Annotated in this window: 17 protein-coding genes; 5 read left to right on the forward strand and 12 right to left on the reverse strand. The window is 62.2% G+C overall.

Annotated elements, in window-relative coordinates; genetic code table 11:
* The 11 genes from B7Y43_RS05610 to B7Y43_RS05660 all read right to left on the reverse strand — a co-directional run.
* On the reverse strand, nt 1–260 hold a 260-nt coding region (locus B7Y43_RS05610; protein WP_374130644.1), incomplete at its 3' end, for a transposase.
* A 307-nt stretch (nt 261–567) separates the two neighbouring features.
* A complete protein-coding gene (locus B7Y43_RS05615) occupies nt 568–1,398 on the reverse strand; it encodes a MaoC family dehydratase N-terminal domain-containing protein (RefSeq protein WP_374130645.1) in 831 nt (276 codons plus the stop codon).
* Entirely contained in the window at nt 1,398–2,546 is a 1,149-nt protein-coding gene (locus B7Y43_RS05620; RefSeq protein WP_374130824.1) for an acyl-CoA dehydrogenase family protein, read from the reverse strand. Before B7Y43_RS05620 ends, B7Y43_RS05615 begins: the two co-directional genes overlap by 1 nt.
* A 32-nt stretch (nt 2,547–2,578) precedes the next feature.
* Nucleotides 2,579–3,775: a CoA transferase gene (locus tag B7Y43_RS05625; RefSeq protein ID WP_374130646.1), complete on the reverse strand. Its 1,197-nt coding sequence runs from the start codon at nt 3,773–3,775 to the stop codon at nt 2,579–2,581.
* A gap of 10 nt (nt 3,776–3,785) precedes the next feature.
* Nucleotides 3,786–4,700, reverse strand: coding sequence for an SDR family NAD(P)-dependent oxidoreductase (locus B7Y43_RS05630; RefSeq protein WP_374130647.1), 915 nt, complete (start codon nt 4,698–4,700; stop codon nt 3,786–3,788).
* A gap of 104 nt (nt 4,701–4,804) precedes the next feature.
* Nucleotides 4,805–5,098, reverse strand: a complete 294-nt coding sequence (locus B7Y43_RS05635) for a hypothetical protein (protein WP_374130825.1) — start codon at nt 5,096–5,098, stop codon at nt 4,805–4,807.
* Between the two features lie 24 nt (nt 5,099–5,122).
* Nucleotides 5,123–6,433, reverse strand: a complete 1,311-nt coding sequence (locus B7Y43_RS05640) for an ATP-binding protein (protein ID WP_374130826.1) — start codon at nt 6,431–6,433, stop codon at nt 5,123–5,125.
* A gap of 32 nt (nt 6,434–6,465) precedes the next feature.
* Complete coding sequence (locus B7Y43_RS05645) at nt 6,466–7,185, reverse strand: response regulator (protein ID WP_374130648.1); 720 nt, start codon at nt 7,183–7,185, stop codon at nt 6,466–6,468.
* Between the two features lie 111 nt (nt 7,186–7,296).
* Complete coding sequence (locus B7Y43_RS05650; protein ID WP_374130649.1) at nt 7,297–7,917, reverse strand: EF-hand domain-containing protein; 621 nt, start codon at nt 7,915–7,917, stop codon at nt 7,297–7,299.
* Nucleotides 7,918–8,059: 142 nt separating this feature from the next.
* Nucleotides 8,060–8,833, reverse strand: coding sequence for an acyl-CoA thioesterase II (locus tag B7Y43_RS05655; protein WP_374130650.1), 774 nt, complete (start codon nt 8,831–8,833; stop codon nt 8,060–8,062).
* Nucleotides 8,830–10,359 carry a class I adenylate-forming enzyme family protein gene (locus tag B7Y43_RS05660; protein ID WP_374130827.1) on the reverse strand — a complete coding sequence of 510 codons (1,530 nt, stop codon included), beginning with the start codon at nt 10,357–10,359 and terminating at the stop codon, nt 8,830–8,832. Before B7Y43_RS05660 ends, B7Y43_RS05655 begins: the two co-directional genes overlap by 4 nt.
* A gap of 114 nt (nt 10,360–10,473) precedes the next feature.
* Here B7Y43_RS05660 and B7Y43_RS05665 point away from each other — a divergent pair, with 114 nt between their 5' ends.
* Nucleotides 10,474–11,088, forward strand: a complete 615-nt coding sequence (locus B7Y43_RS05665; RefSeq protein WP_374130651.1) for a glutathione S-transferase family protein — start codon at nt 10,474–10,476, stop codon at nt 11,086–11,088.
* Nucleotides 11,085–11,885, forward strand: a complete 801-nt coding sequence (locus B7Y43_RS05670) for an SDR family NAD(P)-dependent oxidoreductase (RefSeq protein ID WP_374130652.1) — start codon at nt 11,085–11,087, stop codon at nt 11,883–11,885. Before B7Y43_RS05665 ends, B7Y43_RS05670 begins: the two co-directional genes overlap by 4 nt.
* 3 nt (nt 11,886–11,888) lie before the next feature.
* Here the strand turns inward: B7Y43_RS05670 and B7Y43_RS05675 are convergent, their stop codons facing one another.
* Nucleotides 11,889–13,124 carry an MFS transporter gene (locus B7Y43_RS05675; protein ID WP_374130653.1) on the reverse strand — a complete coding sequence of 412 codons (1,236 nt, stop codon included), beginning with the start codon at nt 13,122–13,124 and terminating at the stop codon, nt 11,889–11,891.
* Between the two features lie 180 nt (nt 13,125–13,304).
* Here B7Y43_RS05675 and B7Y43_RS05680 point away from each other — a divergent pair, with 180 nt between their 5' ends.
* The 3 genes from B7Y43_RS05680 to B7Y43_RS05690 all read left to right on the forward strand — a co-directional run bounded on the left by B7Y43_RS05680 (nt 13,305) and on the right by B7Y43_RS05690 (nt 19,028).
* Complete coding sequence (locus B7Y43_RS05680; protein ID WP_374130654.1) at nt 13,305–14,522, forward strand: acyl-CoA dehydrogenase family protein; 1,218 nt, start codon at nt 13,305–13,307, stop codon at nt 14,520–14,522.
* Nucleotides 14,523–14,604: 82 nt separating this feature from the next.
* Nucleotides 14,605–15,672, forward strand: a complete 1,068-nt coding sequence (locus tag B7Y43_RS05685) for an acyl-CoA dehydrogenase family protein (protein WP_374130655.1) — start codon at nt 14,605–14,607, stop codon at nt 15,670–15,672.
* Nucleotides 15,673–15,923: 251 nt separating this feature from the next.
* The gene (locus B7Y43_RS05690) at nt 15,924–19,028 is read left to right on the forward strand and encodes a TonB-dependent receptor domain-containing protein (RefSeq protein ID WP_374130656.1); all 3,105 of its coding nucleotides are present in this window, start codon (nt 15,924–15,926) and stop codon (nt 19,026–19,028) included.
* The last annotated feature ends 57 nt before the right edge of the window (nt 19,029–19,085 follow it).

Raw genomic sequence — 19,085 nt, forward strand, 5'->3', positions numbered from 1 at the left:
TTGGCCTGCCGCAGCTCGCGGTTCTCGCGTTCCAGCGCCTTTAGCGTATCGACCGTATCGCTTGGCACGCCAGCCCGCCTGCCGCTGTCGACCGCGGCCCTCTTCACCCACTCGTGAAGCGTCTGCGGTGCGCAGCCGATCTTGTCGGCAACCGACACCACGGCCGACCAGCGCGACGGATAATCGCCCTCGTGGTCCAATATCATCCGCACCGCACGGGCGCGAACCTCGGGTGAAAACTTGTTCGTTGTCTTGCTCATACAGGATCCACCTTCTCAGGAGTTGGAGCCTCCGACAATCCCGGTGCGGTTCAATCGCTTCACTGCCTGTCTCTCTCTTGAGGAACAGGCTAACCTCAATCCGAGGACTTTTCAGGGGAGCAGGTCATGACAAGAGAGGTTGCTAGCTGTGCCCGATGCCCCGCCCACCAAGATTGCTGTGGCCCCTTCAATCTGCGTGGAAATCCCCGAACATGTTGGTTTCAGTTGGCGTGATACAGAAGGACGCGACCATTAATCCGGGGCGGAATGCGACAGATTAGCCGGTAATTCGGGACAGGGTGTGAGGTCATGAAAGCGTGGCTTCGGCGGTCATGATCGTGCGGCCATCGCCGCCGAGCGCGGACAGCGTGATGGCGTCGCCTGTTTGCCTGCCGACCAAATGGAGCGGCTCCCCCGCAAAGGCAGGGGCCGCGCCGCGAAACGCGAAGTGGCGGAGACGGTTGGGCCCGATTTCGCGCGCGACCAGATCGAGCAACAGTGTCGCGGTCAGCGGGCCGTGGACGACGAGACCGCGATAATGCTCCTCCCCGACAGCATAGGGCAGGTCGTAATGGATGCGGTGGCTGTTGAAGGTCAGCGCCGAATAGCGGAACAGCAGCGCCGGGCCGGGGATGAGCGGGCGGTGCCACGGCCATTGGCCGATATCGATAGACTGGTCGGGCGGGCGCGGTGCCGGGGCGTCGGTTGGCGCGGCGCGAAACACCAAAGTCTGTTCCTCGCGCACCGCAATCACGCCATCGGCCGTGGTCTCATGGTCGATCGTCACGAACACCAAATCGCCCGACGCGCCGGTCTTCTCGGCGATGCCGGTCACGGTCGAACGCCGGCTGATCGCCGCGCCGACGGTCAGCGGGGACAGGAACTCGATTTTGCTCGATGCCCACATCCGGCGCGGCAGCGGCACCGGCGGCAAGAGAGCGCCGCGCCTGGGATGCCCGTCACTATCGAGGACGCTGGTCGCGGCATCGGGGGTGCACAGGCAGAAATGGATGCCCTGGGGCGCGGCTTCGTTGGTTTCTTCACTGTCGATCGTCGCGCGGAACCGGGCGAGCAAGGCGGGAGTCAGCTGGTCATGGCGCGTCTCGCTGCGGCCAATCCAGGCGTCCCAAGCGCCCATCAATAACTACGGGGCAGGCCGAGGACATGCTCGGCGATGAAGGAGAGGATCATGTTGGTCGAGATCGGTGCGACCTGGTAGAGCCGCGTCTCGCGGAATTTGCGCTCAATGTCATATTCGGCCGCGAAGCCGAAGCCGCCATGCGTCTGGATGCACGCTTCGCCCGCCGCCCAGCTGGCCTCTGCCGCCAGCATCTTGGCGATATTGGCTTCCTCACCGACCGCCTCGCCAGCCTCATATTTGCGCAGGCCCTCTTGCACCATCAGCTCGGCGGCGCGCATCTGGGCATAGGCGCGCGCGATCGGGAATTGGACGCCCTGGTTCTGGCCAATCGGGCGGTTGAACAGCACGCGCTCCTTGGCATAGCTGCTCGCCTTGTCGATGAACCACTTGGCATCGCCCACGCACTCCGCCGCGATCAGCAACCGCTCTGCATTCATGCCCGAGAGAATGTAGCGAAAGCCCTGGCCCTCTTCACCGATCAGATTGGCGCCGGGGACGCGCAGATTGTCGAAGAAAACCTCGGTCGTTGAATGGTTCATCATCGTTTCGATAGGGCGGATCGTGAGGCCATTGCCCACCGCCGCGCGCATATCGACGAGGAAGACCGACAAGCCATCGGTGCGCTTGGCGGCTTGCTCGCGCGGCGTGGTGCGGGCGAGCAGCAGCATCAGGTCGCTATGCTCGGCGCGGCTGGTCCAAATCTTCTGGCCGTTGACGACATAATCGTCGCCGTCGCGCTTTGCGGTTGTCTTGAGCGACAGCGTGTCGGTGCCGCTGGTCGGCTCGGTTACGCCGAACGCCTGCAGCCGCAGTTCTCCGGTCGCGATGCGCGGCAGATATTCGGCCTTTTGCGCATCCGATCCGTGCCGCAGCAGCGTGCCCATGATATACATCTGCGCATGGCAGGCGCCGCCATTGCAACCTTGTCGCTGGATTTCCTCCAGGATCGCCGCCGCACCCGAAATGGGGAGGCCGGCACCGCCAAATTCCTCGGGGATCAGCGCGGCGAGATAGCCGGCCTCTGCCAGCGCCGTGACGAACTCAGTCGGATAGGCGCGCGCGCGGTCCTTGGCGCGCCAGTATTCGCCCGGGAATTGCTGGCAAAGCTTGGCCACTTCCTCGCGAATGTCGGTATAGTCGTGCATCATCTATCCTGTCGGTTGTGCGCAGCGGGCGATCAGGCCTGCGCGACCAGTCCCTTGTCGTGCAATGCGGCCACTTGTCCTGAGGAGAGGCCAAGCACGCGTTCCAAAAGTTCATCGCTGTTCGCCCCTAGCCGGGGTGCAGGGCGGGGCGCCCCGCGTTCGAGCTGCGGGATCGTCGCGAACGCCCCCGCTGCCGGATAGGCGACTCCGCTGGGGTTGGCGGTCGCGCCGAAGATCGGATTGCTGCCGACCAGCACCGGATCATGCGCTGCGTCCAGCATCGTCTGGTAGGGGCCGTAGCAGCAGCCATGCGCGTCGAAATCATCCTTCAACCCGGCATAGTCGCGCGCTGTCACCTTTGATGCCACCAGCGGAAACAACGCGTCGCGGTGCTGGAAGCGCAACCCCTCATCGCGCGCGAAGCTGACCCCACGCGCCTGTTCGATCGCGGCGATATCGGTCGCGATGTCGAGCACCACAACAAGGGCCGCCCATTGCTTTGGCGTGATCGCCATGATCATCACCCGCACGCCGTCGCGGGTTACGAAATCCTTGCCGAATGCGCCGAACACCGCATTGCCCAGCCGTTCGCGGTTAGCGCCGGTGTCGCGCATCTCGGCGATCGATCCCAGATTGGCGACGGTACCAATGGCGACATCGCTGAGCGGGATGCGCACTTCCTGGCCCAGGCCGGTGGTCTGCCGGTGCTGGATTGCCGCCAGCATGGCAAAGGCGGCATAGGCGCCGGTCAGCAAATCCCAGGCGGGCAGCACATGGTTGACCGGCTCCGGCCCCGCCCCGGTCATATCCGGATAGCCGACCGCCGCGTTCACTGTGTAATCGAGTGCCGGGCTGCCATCGGCCATCCCCATCACCCGCACGGTGATCAGGTCCGCGCGACCCTCCGCCAAACGGCCATGCGCCATGAATCCCGCGACCGGAAAATTGGTCAGGCACTGGCCAATGCTGCGCACCATTTGCTGCAGCAATTCGCGGCCCTCTGGCCGACCAAGATCGAGCGCGACCGATTTCTTGGCGCGGTTCAGATTCTCCCAATAGAGGCTCGCGCCGTTCGCCGCCTGTGGCCAGCGCCCGAAATCGGGACCGCCGCCGATCTGGTCGACGCGGATCACCTCCGCGCCCATCTGCGCCAGATACAGCCCGGCGGAAGGCGACGCCACGAAAGACGATGCCTCGATCACCGTCAGGCCGGAAAGCAGGGGATACATGGCCGCCCGATCAGATCGGATCGTAGCTGAACACGTCGCCCGATCGCTCGGCCGGATCGGCAAAGCTCGGGCGAAAGGCGGGGAGCAGTTCCTCGGCGATGCTGGTTGGCGTCCAGCCTTCCGATTTCTGCATTGAGCGGATCGGGCGCGGTTTCGAAAACAGGAATATCTCGTTCTTGCGCACGCCAAAGATCTGGTTGCTGACCTCCTTTGCCGCATCGGAGGCGAGGAAAGCGACGAGCGGCGCGATCTTGTCCGCGCTCATCGTCTTCAGTCGCTCGATGCGCGCCTCTTCCTCGGGCGTGGTCGCTGGAATGGTCGCGACCAGCCGGCTCCAGGCGAATGGCGCGATGCAGTTGGAGCGCACGCCCGCGCGCGCCATGTCGAGCGCGATCGACTGCGACAGGCCGACAATGCCGAGCTTGGCGGCGGAGTAGTTCGCCTGGCCGAAATTGCCGATCAGCCCGCTGGTCGAGGTGAAATGGATGAAACTGCCCGATCCCTGATCGCGGAAATAGGGGGTCGCTGCCTTTGATACGTTGAATGCGCCGTTCAGATGGACGTCGATGACTGCGCTCCAATCCTCATGGCTCATCTTGTGCCAGATGCGGTCGCGCAGGATGCCGGCATTGTTCACGATCGCGTCGATCTGCCCGAAGGACTTGACCGCATCCTCGATGATCGAGGCGGCCCCGGCGGGGTCGGCGACGCTGGCGGTATTGGCGATCGCCCGCCCGCCCGCCGCCTTGATATCGTTGGCGGTTTCCTGCGCCGGGCCCGCATCCAGACCCTCGCCGTCCGCCGATCCGCCGAAATCATTGATGACGACGGCGGCTCCTTCGCGCGCGCAGAGCAAAGCGATCTCACGCCCGATGCCGCGCCCCGCCCCGGTGACGGCGACCACCTTGCCTTCAAGCATTGCCATGTTCCGTCCTCTCCTCCCGCGCTTTTGCTATTTGGTCAACATGTCAGCAATCAAGCGTCCTGTCGCGCTCCCACTGCGTCAGATGGCGGGCATAATCGTTCCATTCAACATGCTTCAGCTTCAGGCAAGCAGGCACCAGCGACCCCAGCGCCTCGCGCAGCACGCTCGCCCCCTCCAGCGCGCGCAGCGAGCACGGCGGCGGGCAGCAGAAAGGGGTTCACCGCACCGTCCGCGAGGCGAAGCTCGAAACGGTCGCCCTCCGGCACGCGGATCATATGGGTGCGGTTGTTGCCGGTCCAGGTCACCGAATTGGGCGCCCAGGTCGCGCCGGATACAGTGCGTGGCGTATTGATCCGCTTATAGCTGTTGACCGTGGGATTGAGGAAGGCGGGGCGCAGGCTTTGCGGAGACGCACCTTGGCTTCAAAGGACGCGCGGTAGCGTAATCGTCGCGTTCAGCCCGCCATCCACCCGGTTCGCAAGCGTGATGTCGCCGCCTGCGTCGCGGACAATGGCGCGGGCCAGCGCCAGGCCAAGACCAGAGCCGCCGGTATCCCGGTTACGCGATGTTTCCAGCCGGGTGAAGGCGTCGAACACTGTCTCCAGCTTATCGGCGGGGATGCCGGGCCCCTTATCGGCAACGATGATCGCAACGCTCTTGGCGCTGGCCTCCAGTCGCACCTCGGCCGATTTGCCATATTTGACGGCATTTTCGATCAGGTTGCGGATCGCGCGGCGCATCAGCGAGGGGCGCAGAGCCAGCGTCAGCCGATCCGTTTCGACAAAAGCCACCGGGCTGCCGATCGCGACAAAATCCTCCACCACGGCATCGACCAGCGCGCCCAGATCGACCTCGGTCTTGCCCTCGCTCGGGCGACCAAGCCGCGCAAGCGACAGGATGTCGTCGAGCGTGCGGTTCATTTCGTCGATCGTGTCGGCCATGCGCGCGCGGTCATCATCATCATCGACCGATTCAATCCGGACGCGCAGCGCCGCCAAAGGCGTGCGCAGGTCATGCCCAATCGCGCCGAGCATCCGGTCCTTTTCATCCAGCATCGCCGTCACCCGCAGCCTGAGGGCGTTGAACGCGGTGATTACCGCGCGGACATCCTGGGGCCCGCTTTCATCGAGCGGGTCTTGCGGTTCGCCGGGCTTGAAGCGCTGGGCCGCGCCCGCCAGCGATTGCAGTGGCCGCGAAATGCGCCGCGCGCCCCAGAGCACCGGCAGCAGCACGACCGCATAGAGGATCAGTGTTTGGGCGATGAGTTGTCCCAGCAACGGCCAGCCGGATCGCGGCCAGGGCGCGGACAGAACCAGCCAATAGCGCCCGGGTAACTCGACCGCGATGATCAGCTCGGCACCATAGCGGGCAAAGCGCGACATCCGCCGCCCATAGCGTTCCAGCCGATGGTCGTTGGGGGTAATCGGGCGGACATCGCTGGTAATGGTGCCGACCGGGATGCCGGCATCGATCAACGCGGCGCGCAGCGCTTGCTCGATATCTGGCAAGGGGTGGCGGCTGACGGGAATGGGATTGGCGCGCATGATGCGAATCCGGTCGCGGTTCAGCGTTTCGATGCTTCTGCCAGCAGCCAGCCGATCAGTGACGTCGATGATGCGCGTCAGCGCCGGGCCGACCACCTGCTGCTGCAATATTTGCCGCCGGCCCTGATAGAGCATGGCAAAGTTGATCGATTGCGCGACGAACAGCGCAATCGCCACCAGTACCGCCATCTGGCTGGAAAGGCTGCGGGGCCAGAATTTGGTCAAAGCCGGGTGACTTCCGCTGCCAATGTGTAGCCGCCGCCCCAGACTGTCTTGATCAGGTCGGGGGCTTTGGCATCACATTCGATCTTGCGGCGCAGGCGACTGATCTGATTGTCGATCGCGCGATCAAACGCGGCGGCTTCGCGGCCCTGGGTTAAATCGAGCAATTGGTCGCGGGTGAGGACCTGGCGTGGGCGCTGAGCGAGCGCGAGCAGGAGGTTATATTCGCCGGTGGACAGCGCGACCGACACGCCCTCGCGATCGACCAGTGCGCGCTCGCCCGTTTTCAGCACCCAACCGGCAAAGGCATAGGAACCTGAATCAGGGGCGTGCTGGCGCGCGCCGCCACTGGCCGCACGGCGCAGGATGACCTTGGCACGCGTCGCCAGTTCGCGCGGGGAAAAGGGTTTTACGACATAATCGTCCGCGCCCATTTCCAGCCCGACGATGCGGTCAGTCTCTTCGCTGCGCGCGGTCAGCAGGATAACGGGGATCTCGCTGGTTTCGCGGATGTGGCGGGTCAGGCTTAGCCCGTCTTCCCCGGGCATCATGATATCGAGAATGATCAGATCGATCGCATAAGCGGCCAGCCGGGTCCGTGCGGCTGCAGCATCACTCGCCTGGGTGACACGAAACCCCTGTTTTTGCAGGAATTGTGCAAGCGGCTCTCGGATCGAGCGCTCATCATCGACAAGCAGAAGATGGGGCTGATCGACCATCGACACTCTGTCTAGCATGGAAGTCGGCTCCGGACAGCAATTGTTGGCGGGCACGGGCCGACCACTATCGCCGGGCGGGCGAGGGGGGGAACCCGCCCGGCGAGAGGGAAGTTACTGCCCGGAATTGGGCTGCTGCGGCTCGCCGGGTGCCCCAGCGGGATTGGGATGACCGGGTCCGCCGCGCATCCGTTGGCGCGCGGCATCCATTTCGGCCTTCTCGACAAAGCCGTCATGATTGGCATCGATCCGATCGAAATGGCTGGTCGCGCGGGCGGTCATCGGGGTGATGAATTCGTCGCGACTGATCTTGCCATCCTTGTTGGCGTCGAGCCGGGCGAGCATGGCTTCGGGGCCGCCGCCGGGGCCGGGGTGACCGATGCCTGGACCGCCTGGACCACCCGGGCCGCCTGGACCACGATGTCCCATGCCGGGGCCGTGGCGCCACCCGCTATCGGCTTTCGCGCCCATCCAGCGTTCACGCATCGCTTGGCGGGCAGCCTTGCGTTCCTCGGCGGTGATCTTGCCGTCATGGTTGGCATCGACCTTGTCGAAGCGCGTGGTAGCTGCGGCGATGACTTCGTCGCGGGTAAGCGTGCCATCGTGATTGGCATCGGCCTGGGCCATCAGGCCTCCGTGTGGCCCATGACGAGGACCGCCCTCCATCTGACCTGCAATGGCCACGCCGCCGATGGCCGTCGTCACTAAGGCAGCAACAATAATGAAATTCTTCATGGCGTTGATCCTGATGATCTGATGGAGTTGATCCCCATCGTCTGGACCTATCTGGACGTCAGCTGTCGCGACGATTTGTCAGCGATGATCAAAACTGTCGCAAATTGTCGCAAGCGGCGTGGCCTTTGGAACGAGCGGGCCGTTAGACAAAGATTGCCACGCTCTGCATGCCTTCCGCCATCAACTGCCCCTCGGCATTCCACACCCGCATCGTCTGGCTGCTGCACCCGTTGCGCGCGAAATCCGATTTGGCGGACAACAGCCACCAATCGTCAATCGTGGCCGGTGTGTCCGTCAGCAGGTTGACGATCCAGGTCACCGAGCTGACCGGCGGAAAGCTGCCGTCAAATAGGCGGGCGACCGCCGGGGGCAGGGCATCGGCAATCGCCATCATCTGCACCATCGGATCAAGCCCGGCGGTCGCGCGCAGTCGTGCCCAGCGCAGCAGCTCGCCGGGGCCAACGCCATCCTTCTGATCGACAAAATTGAAATTGTGGATGAAATATTCCGGTGGCCCGGTGAAGACCTTGGCATCGGGTGCGGGATAGGGCCGATCGACCGGCATCCGCTGATCAAAATCCAGCTTGGACGGCTGGCTTGCCATGAAGACAAAGGTCGCGCGCAGGCCAAGCCCGGCTTCAGAGACAATGTCGGCTTGGATGAAGGCCGCCGTCCGCCCCCGCCTGAGCTTGGTCGCAGTCACGGTAATGTCGCCCGCCAGCGGCCCGATAAAGGATATCTGGGCCGAGCGGAGCGGCGGCAAATCTGGCTCGCATTGCTGCGCCGCGTGCAGGGCAATCGCGCTCGACAGCCCGCCATAGGCTGTGCGCCCCTGTAACCAGCCAGCCGGGATTGTTCCGGTATAGCCGCCATCTGTCGGGACCATCGCGGCCAGGATATCAGCAATCGGTGTCATGCAGGGACTTTCGCAAGCTGGTCGCGCAATTCGCGCTTGAGGACTTTGCCGATCGCACTGCGCGGCAATTCGCTGGCCTGATGCAGGGCTGACAGGCGCTGGGTCTTGCCCAGACGTTCGTTGGTCCAGGCCATGATCGCGGCCGGATCGCTGCCTTCCCCACGCGCCACATAAAAGCCAACGGGGGTCTCTCCCCAAGCTTCCGACGGCACGCCAACCACCGTGCTATCGGCGACATCGGGATGCTGAGCGAGGACCGCTTCCAGATCGGAGGGATAGATGTTGAAACCGCCCGAGATGATCAGATCCTTTTTGCGATCCATCAGGATCAAAAAGCCGTCCTCGTCGAAGCGACCGACATCGCCGTGGCGGATGTAGCGTCTGCCCTCTGCGTCATACCATTCGGCCGCGCGGGTGGCATCGCTGCGGCCATGATAACCGGTCATCATCGCCGGGCTGCGACCGACGACCTCGCCCATGTCGCCGGGGGCAACTTCGTTACCGTCATCGTCGATCAAGCGGATGTCATGGCCGTCGATTGGCACACCGACGCTGTGCAGTTTGGTCGGGTTGGCGTTGGCAACCAGCATTGTCGTGCCGCCCCCTTCCGTCATGCCGTAATATTCGACAAGCAACCCTGGCCAGCGCGCAACGACATCTGCTTTCAATGCTGCAGAAAATGGCGCGCTGGTGCAGGTTTTGAGCCGGAAGGCGGAAAGATCGAAGTGATCGAAATCCGGCACGGCCATGATGCGGTTATATTGCACGGGCACCAGCATCGCATGCGTCGCGCGCTGGGCGGCGGCCAGTTCCAGAAACCGGCGTGCATCAAATTTCTTCATGATTACCGCTGTGCCGCCCCAGCCCAGGGTCGGCAGGAAGGTGACGAGCGTCGTGTTCGAATAGAGCGGCGTCGCAATCATCGTCACCGCGTCGCCAAAGCCCGCGCCCGAATTTCGGTGGATATGCGCCCATCGCATCGCGTGGCTCTGGACAATGCCCTTGGGGGTGCCCGTGGTGCCCGACGAATAGATAACGTTGAAGGGATCTTCCGGCAGGATTGTCACATCGGCGGGCTTCGTTCCTTCTGGTGCGAGCCAGGCGGAGAAGGACGGACTATCGAGGTCAATCAGGCTGGCTGAAAGGCTTTGCCCGTCAAGCAACCCAATCGTGCTCGCATCGACAAAGGCAATCGGGGCACCGCTATCGCGGATCATCGCAGCGATCGACTCGCCTGTGGCGGAGGGCGAAAGCGGCGTTGCGGCACATCCGGCCCGAAGCGCGCCGAGGAACACCACGCTGTAATTGATCGAGGGTGTTGCACAGATTGCGACGCAGGTGCGCTGTTCAACCCCATCGCGTTGAAGCGCGGCTGCCACCTGGTCGACGATGCGATCTAGGGTCGCATAGCTGATCGTTCCGAACTCATCGACCAGTGCCAGCTTGGCGCCCTGTTCCGCCGCATGGGCGCGCAGCAACGTTGGCAAGGTCTCGAAATCGCTGGTCAGGAGCGTTGCGGCTGTCATCCCTGCGTCGGTCATTTCGTCCCCATCATTGCCGTGTCTGGCGATTGGGATGGCTAGGCGAGGCTTGTGCGAAATGCCATACGCAATCTTCGAAAATCACCAAGGGGCAAGTTTGTGCTGTTTTTTGACGCCGCCAATCCCGCGCCGAATCCGCGCCGCGTTCGTATTTTTCTGGCGGAAAAGGGGCTGAAAGTGCCCACCGAGTTGCTGTCGATCATGGCCGGAGATCACAAGAAACCTGAATTCCTGGCAGTCAATCCGCTTGGTCAGATCCCCGCGCTCAAGCTCGACGATGGCGAGGTGATTACAGAAAGCATCGCAATTTGCCGCTTTTTCGAAGCGCTCAATCCCGATCCACCGATGTTCGGCAAGGGGCCAAAGGGCGTGGCCGAAGTCGATATGTGGACTCGGCGGGTCGAGCTTCGACTGGGCACACCGCTATCCATGGTTTGGCAGCACAGCCATCCCTTCACGGCCCGCGTCGTCGTGCCGCAATATAAGGATTTCGGCGAAAGCAACCGACCAAAGGTGAATGATGCACTGCGCGTTTTCGATAGCGCGCTCGGCGATCGGCCCTGGTTGGCGGGCAAGGATTATTCGATCGCTGACATCGCTTTGCTGTGCACGGTCGATTTCGCCACCTTTATCGGGATGCCCGTTCCCGACGATATGCCCAATTTAACCGCGTGGCATGCGCGAGCGTCCGCTCGCCCGAGTGCTGCCGCTTGAGCGCCGATCGCATGCAAGGCGGTGTCGCCATTGTAACGGGGGGCGGCACAGGCATTGGCGCGGCGGTGGTTCGGCAACTCGCCGAGCGCGGCGTGCGCTGCGTGATCAACTATGCGTCGAGCAAGAATGATGCCGAGGCGCTGGCGGCAGAGATCGGCAATGGATCGATCGCCGTGCAGGCCGACATTGTCGAGGATAGTGAATGCCGCAAGCTGGCGAAGGTCGCGGTCGATAGCTTTGAGCGCATCGATTTTCTGGTCAACAATTCGGGCCGCACCAAATTCGCCAATCACGAGGATCTCGATGCCCTCGAGGCGGAGGATTTCATCGACATCTATCGTCTGAACACCATTGCCGCCTTCCAGATGATTCGCGCCTGCGCCCCGGCAATGAAGGCGGGTCCGATGAGCGCGGTTGTCAGCGTTGCATCGGTTGCGGGCGTTTTCGGCATGGGGTCATCGGTCGCTTATGCCTGCTCCAAGGGCGCGCTGATCACGATGACCAAGAGCCTGGCGCGCGCGCTTGCCCCGGCGATCCGCGTCAACGCCGTGGCCCCTGGTTATGTCGGCACCGGCTGGTTTGAAAAGCGGTTGGGCGAAGAGGGCTTTGCCAAGCTCAACGCCCGCATCGCCGCCAGCGTGCCGATGGCAATGGCGACGATGGCCCCCGATGTCGCTGCGCCAATCGTCGCACTGCTCGATCCAGCGATGCGCGCAGTAACCGGCGAGGTGACCTTGGTCGATGCCGGCGGTCACCTCGATGTTGCACTGACGCGGCGGCCGGAGAAAGAGGGGTAGGGGCTAGCCTGTCGCCGTTCCCTCGATTGCTGCGCCCTTTGGCGGCACCCGACCCAGCACCTTCGTCACCACGATCAGCAGCGCCACGCCCGCGAGCGCCCCCGCCACTAGAAACGCCGCCCCCGCAAAGCCGCGCTCGACCCCGTTCGCCAGCGCCTGCGTGAGCAGCAAGGGCGCGATCACGGCGGCGATGCTGTTCATACTGCCAATACCGCCCTGCAATGCGCCCTGATGCGAGGCATCGGCCAAGCGCGATAGCAGCCCGTTCATCGCTGGAAAGACCAGCGCCGACAGTCCGCTCACGAGGAATACCGCATAGGCCTGCCACCCTTGGGTGATCACGACATAGGTGAAGAAGGCGCCGGTGCCGCTCGCTAGCCCGAGGACCGCAGCGCGCCGCTCTCCCAGCCGCGCAATGATCGGGCCGGTCAGCAGCATTTGGACGCTCGCCATCACCAGTCCAACAAACGCCAGCGACCAGCCGATCGCGCGCGCATCCCAGCCAAAGCGCGCTGCCGACCAGAACGACCAGGTGGCAGGATAGACGTTGCTGGCCAGGGACCAGATGAACCAGGCGATCAGCAGCGGGGCTGCGCCTCCGCTTTTGAGCAGTGGGCGGAACGCGCCGATCACATTTGCACTGCGCCAGTCGAATGGGCGACGGAGCGCCGGGGCGAGCGATTCCGGCATCAGGAAAACCATCGCCGTCGCGTTGATCAGCGCCAGGGCCGCCGCTGCGATGAAGGGCGCGCGGGGGCCAAGATCAGATAGCAAGCCGCCAATCGCCGGGCCAATGATGAAGCCGATGCCGAACGCTGCACCGATATAGCCGAACACCTTGGCGCGACCCTCGGGCGGGGTAACGTCTGCCAACACCGCGCTCGCCGGGCCATAGATCGCGCCAGCGACGCCAGCGACGGCGCGGCCGACGAACAGCCAGGCCAACGTCGGGGCAAAGGCCATCAAGGCATAATCGGCCGCAAAGGCGAGCATCGAAGCGATCAGCACGGGCCGCCTGCCAAAACTATCGCCGAGATTGCCGAGCACTGGGCCGGCGAAAAATTGCGTCAGCGCATAGACGCCGAGCAGATAGCCCGAAATCCGGGTCGCCTGGTCAAGATCAACATGGCCCAGATCAGTGATCAACTGCGGTAGGATCGGGATGACGATGCCGAATCCAATCGTGTCGATCAGCACAGCGGCGAGCACAATCGGGACGGCGCGGTTGGCAAATGACATCGGGCAGCTTCCGGCTGGGTTGGCTCCCGGGGAGCATGAAGCGGGCGGGCAGGGCCTTATGCCGTAACGGCAGCGGCGGACAAGCAAGATTTGGCCGTTGCGGCCTTTGCGCGCCGCGCTGATTTGTGCGATGCATCCGCCATACCCGATCTTCAGATTCGGTCCCGAAGGAGAGAGTCCATGGCAACCGCACCCGAACTCGATACGCCAGCCAATGCGCTAGACGCCTTCCGCGCCGAGGTGCGGGCATGGCTCGCGGATAATTTTCCCGCGTCGCTGAAAGGCAAGGACAACAGCATGTCCCTGCTGGAGGGGCCAAGCAATGCATCCGCCGACGAGCTGGGCTGGGTCAAAGCGATGGGCGACAAGGGCTGGGGCGTGCCGACCTGGCCAGCGGCTTATGGCGGTGGTGGGCTGGACAAGCATCAGGCGCGGGTGCTCGCCGAAGAAATGGGTCGCGTCGGCGCGTGGAACCCGATTGGTGGCATGGGGGTGATGATGTTCGGGCCGACCTTGCTCGAATATGGCAACGAAGCGCAAAAGCAGGAGCATATCCGCGCGATTGCCAAGAACGAAGTGCGCTGGTGCCAGGGCTATTCAGAGCCCGGCGCGGGATCGGACCTCGCCAGCTTGCAGACCTTTGCCGAGGACAAGGGCGACCATTATCTCGTCAACGGCCAGAAGACCTGGACCTCTGGCGGGCAATGGGCCGACAAATGCTTCGCGCTCGTCCGTACCGACAAGAGCAAGAAGCATGAGGGCATCAGCTTTCTGCTGATCGACATGACCTCGCCCGGCGTGGAAGTCCGGCCGATCCGCATGATTTCCGGCCAGTCGCCATTCTGTGAAACCTTTTTCACTGATGTGAAGGTGCCCAAGGAAAACCTGGTTGGTGTCGAAGGGCAGGGCTGGACGATCGGCAAGCGATTGCTGCAGCATGAACGCAGCAATCTTTCGGGCGGTGGCGCTGCCGCGCGGCTGTTTGCGGGCAAGCCGATGGCAGCGCTCGCCAAGGAATATCGCGGTGCCAATGACGATGGCAGTTTGGCGGACAGCGATTTGCGGATGCGGATCGTGCGGCACGAGATGGACCAGCGCGCCTTCATGCTGACGCTGCGGCGCGCCGCGATTGAAGCGAAATCCAATCAAGGACCGTCGGCGGCGTCTTCGATCATGAAAAATGTCGGCGCGCGGCTGACGCAGGATCGCGCCGAACTGGCGATCGAAATCATGGGCATGAATGGCCTCGGCTGGGAGGGTGAGGGGTTCAGCGATGCCGAACTCGCGCAGACCCGCACCTGGCTGTGGGGCAAGGCGGTCTCAATCTATGGTGGCTCAACCGAAATCCAGAATAATGTGATCGCCAAGCGCATTCTCGGGATGCTCGATCACCAATAGCAATAACCGACCAGGGAAAACCGGCACTTCGGCTTTCGCCGGGATGGCGATTGTGAATTGATCGACAAGCGGGACCAGAACAATGGCTGCACTGAACGACGAACAGACGATGATCCGCGACATGGTGCGCGAATGGGCGGACAATGAATCGCCAGTCGCCGCTTTCCGCAAGATGCGCGATGCCGCGCCGGCGGCTGGCTATGATGCTGATGCCTGGCGCCAGATGGCAGAAATGGGCCTGGCCGGGATTGTTATTCCTGAAGAATTTGGCGGCACGGCCTTTGGCTATTTGTCGCTTGGCCTGGTGCTTGAACAGCTCGGGCGCAATCTGGCGGCCTCTCCGCTGGCATCGACGGCGGCGGCGGCGACGGCGATCGTTCTCGGCGGTTCGCCCTCGCAAAAGGCGAGCTGGCTGCCGCGGATCGCCACCGGCGAAGTCGTCGCGACGTTGGCGATTGACGAAGGCCCGGTCCACAATCCAGCCAAAATCGCGACGACCGTGCAGGACGGCAAGTTGACCGGCACGAAAGCATTTGTGGCTGAAGGTGATAGCGCTGCGCTGTTCGTCGTTGCCGCCACTGACGGGCTCTATCTGGTCGCGGGCAACGCGCCGGGCGTCACGCGGGCGCACCGGCAAATGGCCGATTCACGCAGTCATGCACAGGTCAGCTTTGACGGCGCTCCGGCCGAAAAGCTTGAAGGCACCACTACTCAGGCCATTATCGATCGCGCAACGGCGGCAGTGTGTGCCGAAATGCTCGGCCTTGCCGTGCAGGCGTTTGAGACCACCAATGATTATCTGAAGACGCGCGTGCAGTTCGGTCAGCTGCTCTCTACCTTTCAGGCGCTGCAGCACCGCATGGCAAAGCTGTTCACTGAGATTGAGCTGATGCGGTCGGCGGTGGAAGCCGCGCTTGAGGCAATCGATTCCGGTCGATCGGATGTCGACCAGGCAGTGACGCTGGCCAAGGCGGTGGCAAGTGATACGCTGAAATTGGCGAGCCGCGAGATGATCCAGTTGCATGGCGGCATCGGCATGACGGATGATTATGACGCTGGCTTCTACATCAAGCGCGCGGCTGTGCTGGAGGCAATGTGGGGCAACGCCGCGTTCCATCGTGAAAGATTTGCCCGGCTTAACGGCTATTAACGTTCCGGAAATTGGGGCTTTGCCGATGGTTGAGCGCCCATTATCGGCGTCCGACAAAGCTTGGGTGTCCGGGGTTTCGAAAGCCGGTCCTGTTGACCGGCTGTGTGTCCAATATATGACTTTTTAGCAACAGCCCTTGTAAAGGTAGCATCTGGCAACCCTTGTTTCGCTTGACGCAGCGGCTCTCTCTCTGTCTATTCGAGATTACGGTACGGAATCCGCCTAGTGATCCGACCTTGTGGGAGAGAGAGATGCTTAAGACTAAGTTGTTGGCCGCCTGTGCCTGCTCCGTCCTTGCCCTAGGTATCGCCATGCCGGCGTCGGCGCAGACCGCCTCGCTACCGCAAAGCGACGATACTGAGCAAGCTGCCCCCGACATTGTCGTCACCGGATCGCTGATCCGCGGCACGCCTGAAGATGCTGCACTTCCGGTTGACGTGATTTCGTCCGACGAGTTGTCGCGTCAGGGTAGCCCCACCGCGCTTGATCTCCTCAAGAATCTCCCGACGTCAAACGGCGTGCTCGGCGATGCGAATCAGTTTGATGCGCGCGCTCAAGGGTCGGAAGGCGTGGCCAGCGTCAATTTGCGCGGTCTGGGTCCACAGCGCACCCTGGTCTTGCTCAATGGCAAACGCGTGGTCAGTGCTGGTACCGGCGTTCCGGTTGTCGACATTAACCTGTTGCCGCAAAGCGCCATCGGCAGGATTGAAATTCTGAAGGACGGCGCTGCTGCTACCTATGGTTCCGATGCGGTCGCCGGTGTGGTCAACTTCATCACCCGCAGCGAACAGCAGGGGTTCCAGGCATCGGGCGACTATCGTTATATTCCGGGTTCTGACGGCGACTATACTGGGGCGATCAGCTATGGTCACCACAAGGACGGCTTCCTGGTCTTCGCCTCCTTTGGCTATCAGCGCCGCTCAGAATTGCGCACGACGGATCGTCCATTCACCGTGCAACCGTACCAGAACAATCCACAAGGCGGCTTCAGCGGCGGTGGTAGTCCCGGCAACTTTGACTTTAATGGCCCGCTGGTCGGCGGCAGCGCATTTTCGACCGATCTTGGTTGCGAAGCGGTTGGTGGTTTCCGGAGCTTGCCGGCTGCGCGTCCTGGCAATGATCGCTGCTTCACCAATTTTGGCCAATTCGACAATCTGGTTGAACCCGAAGAGCGGCTGCAAGCCTATGTCGAGACCAAGATTGATCTGACCCCCGATTTGAAGTTCTCGGCCAGCGCCCTTTACGGCACATCGCGCTCGCGGATTACGACTTCGCCCAGCTATTTGCCCACATTGTCGCCGTCGGGTTACGCGGCCAATGGTTTTAACAACTTGATTTCGGCGTCGGGTGCGCCAGTCAATGGCCTCAGTCCATTGCTTCCGTCAAACGTGGCCGGCCTTGGTCTCTTTGTCGTTCCCAGCTATGCGCCTGCGCAACGCGATTATTGTGCGCTTTACGGTGCGGCCGCGGGCTGCGCGCCCGGCCAACCGATCAGCGCTTTTCCCGTGCTGTTTCGTCCCTTCCTGCTCGGCGGCAATCCGCTGTTCCAGAATGCGACCAATGATCGCGGTGCGGCATTCAGCCCACGTGAATCGCATTCGGTGCGGTTCACCGCCGGCCTTGAGTGGGCGATTAATAGCAGTTTAAACCTCGATACCGGGTTCACTTATTCTGAATATGATCGCGCGATTGAGGGTACCGATACTTTTGGCGATCTGTTGCAGAATGCCCTTGCCGGTTTCGGCGGCCCTAATTGTGCCTTTGCATCTTCGGCATCGCGTGCTGGCCTCACCGCAGCGCAGCTGGCAGCGGTGGCTGGCACCAATGGCTGTACCTATTTCAATCCGTTCTCTACCGCGATTTCGACCAACGGAGCGACCGGTGCCGTCAACCCCAATTTCGCAGGAACACGGAGTCCAGCGGGCTTTAACCTGACGCCCGGTGCTGGCCTGGTGAACGATTTGGCGACGATTGATAATTTCTTCCGCACGTCGCGGTCAGCCGTCAACACGCAGTTGATCGTGGTTGATGCCGTCTTGAGCGGTCAGACCGGTCTGCAGCTGCCCGGCGGTGACGTCTCCTTCGCGCTTGGTGGCCAATATCGCCGTGACACATATGCGATCGAATATAATGCTGATTCCAATCTGGCGGTTAATCCGTGCCCGGGATCGCCGCTGAATGCCAACGCCATTTGCACGCAGCAGACCGGTGCGCTGGGCTTCCTCGGCACGAACCTTAACCGGGCGCTGCGTGGCAGCGTTTACGCCGTGTTTGGCGAATTGCAGGCACCCGTTACTGATACGCTGAACGTGCAGTTCTCTGCCCGCTTTGAAGATTATGGCGGCTCTGTTGGTTCGACCTTCAATCCGCAGGGCCGTGTTCGGTGGCAGGTGACGCCATGGTTGGCCATTCGCGGTGGTGCAGGTACCACCTTCCGTGGGCCGCCTGCTGCAAATCTTGATGGTAATGTCACCTCATTGCAGATTATCGGTACGGCGTTCCGCGCAATTGATATCAACGGTAACCCGAATCTTTCGCCCGAAAGAACAACAACCTATGGTGGCGGGCTGATCTTCAATGCGGGTGGTTTCAATGCCAGCATCGATTATTTCCGCTATGATGTCTCAGGTCCGATTGAATCAGAGCCGGTTGCCGGTATTGTCGGTGCCTTGTTTGGGACGGCGGCAAATTGCACCGATCCAGCCTTCGCCAATCTTCGTGCCCGCTTTACCTTCACGGCCGCAGGTTGTGGGATCAATAACGTGCAACGCTTGCGGACCCAGCAGATCAACAGCGCCAATGTTTCGACATCGGGCATTGATTTCCAGGCAAATTATCGCGCTGGCGTGGGCGAATATGATCTCGTGCTCGGCGTGAATGGTACCTATGTCATCAACTACAGGACCGGGAACATCACGGTTGAGGGCATTGTCGTTCAGCCTGCCTTTGACGGGGTAGGGTTGCTCAATTTCCAGACGAGTGCGTATCCGTTGCCACAGCTAAAGGGCAATGTTTTCATGCAGGTCGATCGGGATATCCACAGCGTTCGGCTCCAGTATAACTATGTTGATGGCTATACCGATCAACGCTCCTTCAGCACGGCTGCCGGATCGGTTTTCGGCGCTAATCCGGCGCTGGCCGGCGCAGCGGTGACGGGGGGAGCCCAGATCGGATCGTTCGGAACGCTTGATTTCACCTATCGGGTGAACCTGCCGACCAAAACGACGATTTCGCTGTCAGCGCTCAACATTCTCAACACGTTGCCGCCCTTTGCTCGGCTTGACTTCAACTATGATCCGTTCACGGCATCGCCGCTCGGCATCACGGCAAAGTTCGGCATCACGCAGAAATTCTGAGAATGATCTCGTCCGATTAGATTGGCCGCCGCCTGGGGGTTACCCAGGCGGCGGCTT

Source organism: Sphingomonas sp. 28-62-20, assembly GCF_002281505.1.

Excerpts from the sequence above, each read along its gene's own strand:
- B7Y43_RS05615 (WP_374130645.1), bottom strand. The coding sequence starts at position 1,398 with ATGGGCGCTTGGGACGCCTGGATTGGCCGCAGCGAGACGCGCCATGAC.
- B7Y43_RS05620 (WP_374130824.1), bottom strand. The coding sequence starts at position 2,546 with ATGCACGACTATACCGACATTCGCGAGGAAGTGGCCAAGCTTTGCCAG.
- B7Y43_RS05625 (WP_374130646.1), bottom strand. The coding sequence starts at position 3,775 with ATGTATCCCCTGCTTTCCGGCCTGACGGTGATCGAGGCATCGTCTTTC.
- B7Y43_RS05630 (WP_374130647.1), bottom strand. The coding sequence starts at position 4,700 with ATGGCAATGCTTGAAGGCAAGGTGGTCGCCGTCACCGGGGCGGGGCGC.
- B7Y43_RS05640 (WP_374130826.1), bottom strand. The coding sequence starts at position 6,433 with ATGGCGGTACTGGTGGCGATTGCGCTGTTCGTCGCGCAATCGATCAAC.
- B7Y43_RS05645 (WP_374130648.1), bottom strand. The coding sequence starts at position 7,185 with ATGGTCGATCAGCCCCATCTTCTGCTTGTCGATGATGAGCGCTCGATC.
- B7Y43_RS05650 (WP_374130649.1), bottom strand. The coding sequence starts at position 7,917 with ATGAAGAATTTCATTATTGTTGCTGCCTTAGTGACGACGGCCATCGGC.
- B7Y43_RS05655 (WP_374130650.1), bottom strand. The coding sequence starts at position 8,833 with ATGACACCGATTGCTGATATCCTGGCCGCGATGGTCCCGACAGATGGC.
- B7Y43_RS05660 (WP_374130827.1), bottom strand. The coding sequence starts at position 10,359 with ATGACAGCCGCAACGCTCCTGACCAGCGATTTCGAGACCTTGCCAACG.
- B7Y43_RS05675 (WP_374130653.1), bottom strand. The coding sequence starts at position 13,124 with ATGTCATTTGCCAACCGCGCCGTCCCGATTGTGCTCGCCGCTGTGCTG.
- B7Y43_RS05680 (WP_374130654.1), top strand. The coding sequence starts at position 13,305 with ATGGCAACCGCACCCGAACTCGATACGCCAGCCAATGCGCTAGACGCC.
- B7Y43_RS05685 (WP_374130655.1), top strand. The coding sequence starts at position 14,605 with ATGGCTGCACTGAACGACGAACAGACGATGATCCGCGACATGGTGCGC.
- B7Y43_RS05690 (WP_374130656.1), top strand. The coding sequence starts at position 15,924 with ATGCTTAAGACTAAGTTGTTGGCCGCCTGTGCCTGCTCCGTCCTTGCC.